Raw genomic sequence first — 7,710 nt, 5'->3', positions numbered from 1 at the left:
CCTCGCGTCCGATGCGCAGCGCAAAATCATGCGGCGGCAAGCCGACCAGCACCGGGCCGCTGGTCTTGTTTGCCGGATCGAAACGCTGCTTGCTGGTAAATACGCGTTGAAAAAAGCCGGCGCCGATTTCAGCCAATGGCTTGCGGCGCTGATATTCCTGGTTCCATGTGGTAGGACCGTCGCCCCACAGGCTTTTGCGCGGCTTGCCCGCGGTCGTCGACAGGCCGTGGCCATCGATATGGTCCGGTACGCCTTGCCAGCCGATGCCTTGCATATTGTCCAGCGCGACGGTCATGTCTTCCGGGCAGAAATACAGATAGACCTTGCCGCGGTTGTCGCGGTCAGCCGCCGCGCTCCATGCCGCACCGACCATGCCATGGTGTCTGGCCTGATCGGTCAAGGCTGCCAGCGCCGGCGCGGCATGTTTCTTGGCCACCACGCCTTGCACGATCTGGGCCAGTGTTTGCAGCCGGGCGTGCAGGGTCTGGCGCGCATCGAGCGCCGCGTACTGGCCGGCCATGGCCTCATCCTCGCCGCCGCCAAACAGCCGGCTCGATTCGACGGCGCTGAAAAACAGGGTGGTGTCTTGCACCAGGCTGTATGGCGGATGGGTCAGTATCAATGTGTCGGCCGGGCGTTTTCCCTCGTCGAGCAGGAAGGCTTGCGCCAGCAGCGCGATCAGGCAGCCCTGGCTATGCGCGACGATGGAAACGACTTCATCCTTGTCGTAGTCGCGTAGCATGGCAATCAGTGCCGCCAGGCGCTTGGCCGCCAGCACCATGTACATGCGCCCGGGCGCCGTTTTTAACGGCCGCACCGGATCGCCGCCGGCGTCAATCGGTGAAAACAGCCCCTTGTTCCACATGTCCGGCACGGTGCTGGTGGCGTTGCCGAACGGACCGCCATTCTTGGACAAGTCCTTGTCCAGCCTGTTGCCGTAGCGGTCGGTGCGCTGGCCGTTGATGCCTTGGGCGGCGTTCGAGCGTTCCCGATAGCCCCAGTAAAACGGAATCACCGGGCTGTGGGTGGTCTCATCGATCTTGCGCTTGAAGTAGACCGCGTCCGGGTCCGGTTCCAGCACGTCCTTGTCGGCGGCGCCCGGCAGGCGGTAGGCGGCGGGCGTGAACAGGCTGGAAGCGCCCGGCGCGATGCCATGCAGCCGCGTATCGAGTCCCTGGCACAGCCCTTGTTCCACGGGACCGAAGCTGGTGCCGACATCGTTGACGCCGTGAATCACGATGATGTTGCCGGGCAGGGCGGGCTTGACGTTGACGGTCTTGTCGTAGGCCCGGTTGCATTGCAGCACCGTGCTGTCCCGCCCGATCACATACGGAAGTTTGGGGTAGGCCATTACTACTCCTGGAGTAGAGCCAGACACAAGAGAAATGGTTGAAAGTGAGGTTGTCGCAGTCTAGAGGAGGGGGATGGTACGCACAAATCAATCAACCTGATGTTTGCGCTGGAACAGCAAAGGGAGAATGGCAGGGGCTGGCGTGGCGCGATCCACGCCAGAGGCGAGGGCGGCCCTTATCGTGCCGGGCAACCGGTGGTGCGGCTATTGTCGGCGATGCCGGTAATCAGCCACTTGCCGTCCTGGTGGATCAGCGTCACGATGTCGGTGCCGCAGTGATGTATCTTGCCGTTGGCGCGGAAATCGTATGCTGTCCAGATCATCGCGATGTCATCGTCGATGCGCTCTTCCAGCGCGTCGGTGCCGTCGGGGAGGCAGTCGCAGAATACCGCAAACTTTACCTGCATCAGCTTGCCGCCGCGTATCAGGCTGCCGGTGCCCTCCGGGGGCGGGACGACGGCATCATTTTCTTGATGCGAGCATGAATCGTGTCCTTTTAAAGGGAGGAAAACAGTGGATTGGGATGCCTGGCAATGCAGGCATCTCGCATCCTATGCGATTCCATCGGACCATGGACATGGTTGCAAATCAGGCTCTTCATTCCCAGTGTCCGCCCTCTCGAATAACAGTCAGCGCTCCCCCAGCGATTCCGAAAACGTCTTGGTGATCGGCTTGGTCAGGTAACGCAGCACGGTCTTGCGGCCCGTATTGATTTCGACGGTCGCCGTCATGCCCGGCTGGATCAGGATGGTAGCGCCGTTGCGGCCGACCAGGTTGCGGCCGCTGGTCTTGATCTGCACCCGGTAATACGGCTGCTCGTTGCCCTTGTTATCCTCGCTCAGCGTATCGGCGCTGATGTAGCTGACGGTGCCGCGCAGCCGGCCGTAGATGCCGTAATCGTAGGCGTCCAGCTTGATCGCCGCCGTCAGTCCCGGCTTGATGAAGGCGATGTCGGCCGGCTTGACCTTCGCTTCGATGATCAGGTCGTCGTCGGTCGGCACGATCTGCATGATTTCCTCGCCCGGCTTGGCCACGCCGCCCAGCGTGGTCAGGCGCACGTTGCGCACGATGCCGTCGGTTGGCGCATGCACTTCGGTCGATCCCAGCTGCTCCTTGCGCTGGGCCACGGTTTGCAGCACGCCGGCCAGGTCTTCCTGCGCCTTGACCAGGTCGGTCTGGCTGTCTTGCAGGTATTTGTTGCGGCGGTTGGTGATCTGGGCCTGGATATCGACCACCTGGCGCCGCAATTTCAGCACTTCGGCGCGGCTGACGTCGCCGGAATCGAGCAGCGGCAAGTTCATCGCCAGTTCTTCCTTGATCAGCTTCATCGCGCTTTCCAGCGCGCCGACCTCTTCGCGCACCGCGCCCTGGCGCTTGTTGAACAGCGTCAGCTGGTTGGCCTTGAATTCCGGGTAGGCGTTCAATTCGGCCGGGAACTTCGGCGTGCCGCCGAACACTTCGGCTTGCAGCCGCGCCACCGCCGCCTTCAGGCCGGCAGCCTTGGCCGTGCTTTCCAGGTAGCTCGATTCGGCCTTGGTCTGGTCGAAGCGCGCCAGCAGCTGGCCGCGCTTGATGACGCTGCCTTCATGCACCCGCAAGTCGCTGAGCACGCCGCCGTCGGCGACCTGGATGATCTGGTTGCGCGAACTGGCGATCACCTGGCCGTTGGCGCGCGTGATCTGGTCCAGTTCGGCCCAGTTGGCCCATGCCAGGAAGCCGACGATGGCGGCGCCGCAGCTCCAGATCAGGATGCGTCCGCGGCGCTCGCCGCGTGGCGCGCTCACGCTGCCGCTCCTTGCGCCGGCTGCACGGGCTGGGCCGGCGGCTGGGCCACCGGTTGCGGCTTGCCGGACAACTTGGCCAGCACCGAGTCGCGCGGCCCGTCCAGCACGATGCGTCCGGATTGCAGCACGATCAGCCGGTCCAGCAGCGGCAGCAGGGCGTTCTTATGGGTGGTGGCGATCATCGTCACGCCTTCCTGCGCCAGCTCGGCCAGCAGCGCGACGATGCGCGCCTCGCTTTTCGAATCCATCGCGCCGGTCGGCTCGTCCAGCAGCCAGATCTTCGGGCGCGCCAGCAGCATGCGGGTCACCGCGATCAATTGCTTCTGGCCGCCCGATACGCCGCGTCCGCCCTCGGTGATTTCCAGCGCCAGGCCGCGCGGCTGGCCCAGCACCAGGTCGATCAGGCCGGTGCGCCGCGCCGCCGCCAGGATCGCTTCCTCGCCCGGATCGGCCAGGCCCAGTATCAGGTTGTCGCGCAGCGTGCCGCTGAACAGCCGGGTCTCTTGCGGCAGGTAGCCGACCATTTCGCGCGCCACCGCCGGCGCCAGCAGCGCCATGTCGACATCGCCGAGGAACACCTTGCCGTCGGCCGGCTGGTACAGGCCGGACATCAGTTTCAATAACGTGCTCTTGCCGGAACCGATCGCGCCGACCAGGCCGATGCGTTCGCCCGGCTTGATGTCGAGCCGCTCCACTTCCAGCGCCGCGCGCTGCGTGTCGCCATAGCTGAAGCGGATCCGCTCGAAACGGAAACCGGTGTCCAGGCTGCGCGGAGTCAGCATGTGGTGCGCCGCGTCGGCTTCGTTGGGCAGGCTGATGACTTGTTCCAGGCCGTCGATCGAGGCGCGCGCATGGGCCCATTGCACCATCACGCCGGGCAGCTGGATGATCGGCGCCAGCGCGCGGTTGCTGATGATGGTGCAGGCCAGCAGCGCGCCCATGGTCATCTGGTTTTCGGTGACGAACCAGGCGCCCATGCCGATCAGCGCCACGTTGGTGATTTGCTGGAACGCGGCGGTCAGGTTTTGCGACAGCGCAGCATAGTCGCGGATATTTTGTTCGGCGTAGCTGGTCTCGGCCACCAGCTTGCCCCAGCGGCCCTGCACCAGCCATTCTGCGCTGCTGCTTTTCAGCGATTCGATGCCGTCCACCGCCTCCACCAGCAAGCCGGCCTTGCGGTTGCTGGCCGACAGGTTGCGCCGGGTGTGGTTCTGGATCGCCTTCTGGAACATCAGGCCGGTCACCAGCGCCAGCGGCAGCGCGACCAGCGGCACCGCCACCAGCCAGCCGCCGATCACGGTGATCATCACCAGGAACACCAGCGCGAACGGCACGTCGGTCAGCACGAACAGCGAGGTCGACGTCATCACGCCGCGCACCATTTCAAAGCCCTTGACCTGGGCCGCTAGCGTGCCGACCGAGGCCGGCCGCGCTTCCATGCGGATGCCCAGCATGCGCTGGAAAAACCACTCGGACAATTCGTGGTCGATGGTATTGCAGGAATGGTCGACGATGCGGCTGCGCACCTGCTTCAGCACGAATTCCAGCACGATCGACAGGATCACGCCGATGCTCAGCACCCACAGCGTATTAAACCCCTGGTTCGGGATCACGCGGTCGTACACCTGCATCGAAAACAGCGAGGTCGCCATGGTCAGCAGGGTCACCAGCGTGGTGGCCAGCACCGCGTCGACGAACACCGCCTTGTGCGCCCACAAGGCATCGCGCACCAGGCGCAGCGCGCCCAGCTTGACCTCATCGTCGGTTTTCGCTTCGGCGCGGCGCGGCAGCGACAGGCAGGCGACGCCGTCGAGCCGTTCCAGCACCAGGTTGGCGCCGTCGGCGTTTTCGCCATGCCAGACGGTGTCGGCGCCGCGCACGGTCAGCAGGCCCCAGCCCAGCTGCGGCTGATGGATCACGAACGGCAGGTCGGCCGGGGTCGGGCTGTGCAGCACGCGCGCGGCGCCTTCCAGCCCGGCCGCGCGCCAGGTGTCGTTCAGCAGCCGTTGGCTATCTTGCGTCTCGGGCGCCATCCCGACATGCAGTTGCAGGTCGGCCAGCCGCGCGCCGGGCAAGTGCTGGCCGGCCAGCCGCGCCGCCTTGTCGATCAATGTCACCAGGCCGTTCTTGAGAGAGGCTGTCACGATACTGTCCTTTGCTTGATGTTGTCGTGCGATGTGTGCGTGCCGGCGCCGGGTCAGCGCCGCGCGCCGCCCAGGTTGCCGGTTTCGGCCGCCAGCCGCAGGCCGGCGGCGATCGCCTGCGCGCGCGTGTCTTCCAGCGCGAACTGGGCCTGGGTCGCTTCGCGCACCGCGTTCAGCACGTCGTTCCAGGTCTTGCGGCCGATTACGTACTGGCGCGCATACGATTCGAACACCTGGGTGGTGGTGGCGCTGGCCTGGCCGGCGTTGCCGAGCCGCTGGCGCGACGCCTCGGCCTCGTTCCAGTCCAGCGTAAAACGTTCGCGCACGTCGCGTTCGGCAGCCTCGCGCGCCGAACGCGCCGCTTCGCGCTTGGCGACGGCGGCGTCGACCCCGGCCAGCGCCGACAGGCCGGCGCCCGGTTGCGCCACCAGCACCAGCATGGCGCGCGCGCGGTTGTCGATGTCGGGCTGGTTGCCGGTGTTTTTTTCCAGCCGCACTACCAGCTTCGGCATGTAGGCCGAGCGTTGCAGCGCGATCTCGGAACCGGCCGCCTGTTCCTCGAATTCCAGCCGGCGCAGCGTCGGCGAATACGCCAGCGCCTGCGGCAGGATGGCGTCGATGCCGTCGCGCAGCGGCGGTTCGATGGCGGCGATGCCGGCGTCGCTGACTTCGCGCACCGGCTTGCCGGTCAGTTGCGACAATTGCGCCAGGCTGCTGGCCAGCGCCTGGTTGGCGTTCGACAGGTCGTTGCTGGCCTGGTAGGTGCGCGATTCGGCCAGCCGCTGGTCGGTTTGCGAGCTGACCGACTGGTCGACCCGGCGTTTTATCATGGCCAGCAGTTTTTCATGTTCGGCCAGCCCTTCCTCGGCGAATTTCCTGCGCGCGCTCTGGCGCAGCGCCTCGGTATAGGCGGCGATCACGCGCAGCGACAGCGTCAGGCGTTCCTCTTCCAGCGCGGCGCCGGCCGCGTCGACCCGGCTGCCGGCCGCGTCGATGCCGGCATAGATGCGGCCGCCGGCCCACAGCGGCTGCTCGATGCGCACCAGGCCGCTGCTTGAACTGCTGGAAGTGGAGCCGGCCGGCGCTTCCACGCTGACGGTCGGATAGCGCTGCCACTTGGCGCCGTCGAGGTCGGCGCGCGCGGCGTCCTGGGCCGAACGGCGGCCCTGGATCGTCGGGTGGTTCAGTAGTGCGGCTTGCAGCACTTGTTCGAAGCTCCAGACGCCCTGTGCGTGCAATGGGCCGGAGGAGAGAAGCATCAGCGCGGCCAGCAGGGCGGCGCGGATGCAGGCAGGGAGGGGGAAGTCGCTCAATGGAATCCCGTGGTGGTCTGTCGGGCCGGCTGGCCCCGTTCTGCTGCGTCCTGGTGTGTTCAATTGCATGCAATGGTGATTGCGTCTTGCGAAAAACCCGGATTGCGCGCGCGGCGCAATCCGGGGCCGGGCCAGCTTAGACGATGAAGTTCGCTTGCGTCAGGTGCTGGGTGGTAGTCAGGCCGGACAGCAGCACCAGCGCAGTTTCCGTGCCAGTGGCCGAACTCAGGTCGCTGGAGTGGTACAAGGTCACCGCGCCATTGTTGGCCGCGTCGTGGATCACGATGTAGCCCTGGCCGGACAGCACGCTGCTGTCGGCGGCGATGGCGCTGATCGCATCGTGGATGCTGATCGGCGTGTCGTCGAAGACGAAGAAGTTATCGGCACCGAAGTCGGTGTGCAGATTGACTCCGGCGGCAAGCGACAGGCTGCCCAGATGACCCAGCGCCGACAAGTCGATCACGTCGCCGCCGTCGGCCAGCGCGCCGCCCTGGAAGCCGGTCACTATTTGCGGGCTGTTATGGGCCAGCGTGCTGATCGTCAGCAGGTGGTTGGCGTCGGTCAGGTCGGCCAGCTGTTGCGCCGCGAGCGCCGCGGCGGCGTCGTGGCTGGCGATCTGCGCCAGCGCCGCCGCGTCGGTCAGGTCGGCCTGGTTGCTGGCGTCGATCGCGGCTGCGTGCGCGGCGTCGGCCACCAGGCCCAACGCCTGCGCATCGGTCAGGTCGGCGGTCGCTTGCGCCGCCGCCGCCGCTGCCGCATGCGCGGCCGCTTGCTGCGCCAGCGCGGCCGCATCGGTCTGGTCGGCGATGGCTTGCGCCGCTGCCGCCGCCAACGCGTCGGCGTCCGAGATCAGGCCCAGCGCGTGGGCGTCGGTCTGCGCGGCGATCGCATTGGCCTGGGCCAGCGCCACCTGTGCCGCATCGGCAGCGGCCTGGGCGGCGGCGGCCGACGCATCGTCGGCATGGGCTTGCTGGGCATTGGCCTGCGCTTGTGCCGCGAACGCTGCCGCCGCCGCGGCGGCAGCGTCGTCGGCTTGCGCCGCATGCAGCGCGGCCAGCGAGATGGCGGCTTGCGCGGCGCTGGCGGCCGCTTGCGCATCGGCGGCGGTCGCAGCTTGC

5 protein-coding genes (1 of these 5 cut by a window edge) are annotated in these 7,710 nt (G+C 66.5%); all 5 read right to left on the bottom strand.

What is annotated here, in order from left to right; genetic code table 11:
* A protein-coding gene (locus GJA_RS28720) for a T6SS effector phospholipase Tle3 domain-containing protein (RefSeq protein WP_051780897.1) crosses the window boundary here: on the bottom strand, positions 1 to 1,351 show its 5' portion. It extends 20 nt beyond the left edge of the window; only the first 1,351 of its 1,371 coding nucleotides appear in the window; the start codon lies at positions 1,349 to 1,351; its stop codon lies beyond the left edge, outside the window.
* Positions 1,352 to 1,527: 176 nt separating this feature from the next.
* Positions 1,528 to 1,758, bottom strand: a complete 231-nt coding sequence (locus GJA_RS14480; RefSeq protein ID WP_038493330.1) for a hypothetical protein — start codon at positions 1,756 to 1,758, stop codon at positions 1,528 to 1,530.
* Between the two features lie 222 nt (positions 1,759 to 1,980).
* Positions 1,981 to 3,135 (bottom strand): HlyD family type I secretion periplasmic adaptor subunit, encoded by a 1,155-nt coding sequence (locus tag GJA_RS14475; protein ID WP_038493328.1) that lies wholly within the window; start codon positions 3,133 to 3,135, stop codon positions 1,981 to 1,983.
* Positions 3,132 to 5,279 carry an ATP-binding cassette domain-containing protein gene (locus GJA_RS14470; protein WP_242404549.1) on the bottom strand — a complete coding sequence of 716 codons (2,148 nt, stop codon included), beginning with the start codon at positions 5,277 to 5,279 and terminating at the stop codon, positions 3,132 to 3,134. Before GJA_RS14470 ends, GJA_RS14475 begins: the two co-directional genes overlap by 4 nt.
* A 53-nt stretch (positions 5,280 to 5,332) precedes the next feature.
* Entirely contained in the window at positions 5,333 to 6,592 is a 1,260-nt protein-coding gene (locus GJA_RS14465) for a TolC family protein (RefSeq protein WP_167541121.1), read from the bottom strand.
* Between the last annotated feature and the right edge of the window lie 1,118 nt (positions 6,593 to 7,710).

The sequence above is a fragment of the Janthinobacterium agaricidamnosum NBRC 102515 = DSM 9628 genome (assembly GCF_000723165.1).
Lineage (GTDB): Bacteria > Pseudomonadota > Gammaproteobacteria > Burkholderiales > Burkholderiaceae_D > Janthinobacterium > Janthinobacterium agaricidamnosum.
The sequence above is the reverse complement of the archived record's forward strand: the minus strand, read 5'-3'. Positions and strand labels throughout refer to the sequence as shown.

Bases quoted from the DNA above. Each gene is read 5' to 3' on its own strand.
- GJA_RS14480 (WP_038493330.1), bottom strand. From the start codon at position 1,758: ATGCAGGTAAAGTTTGCGGTATTCTGCGACTGCCTCCCCGACGGCACC.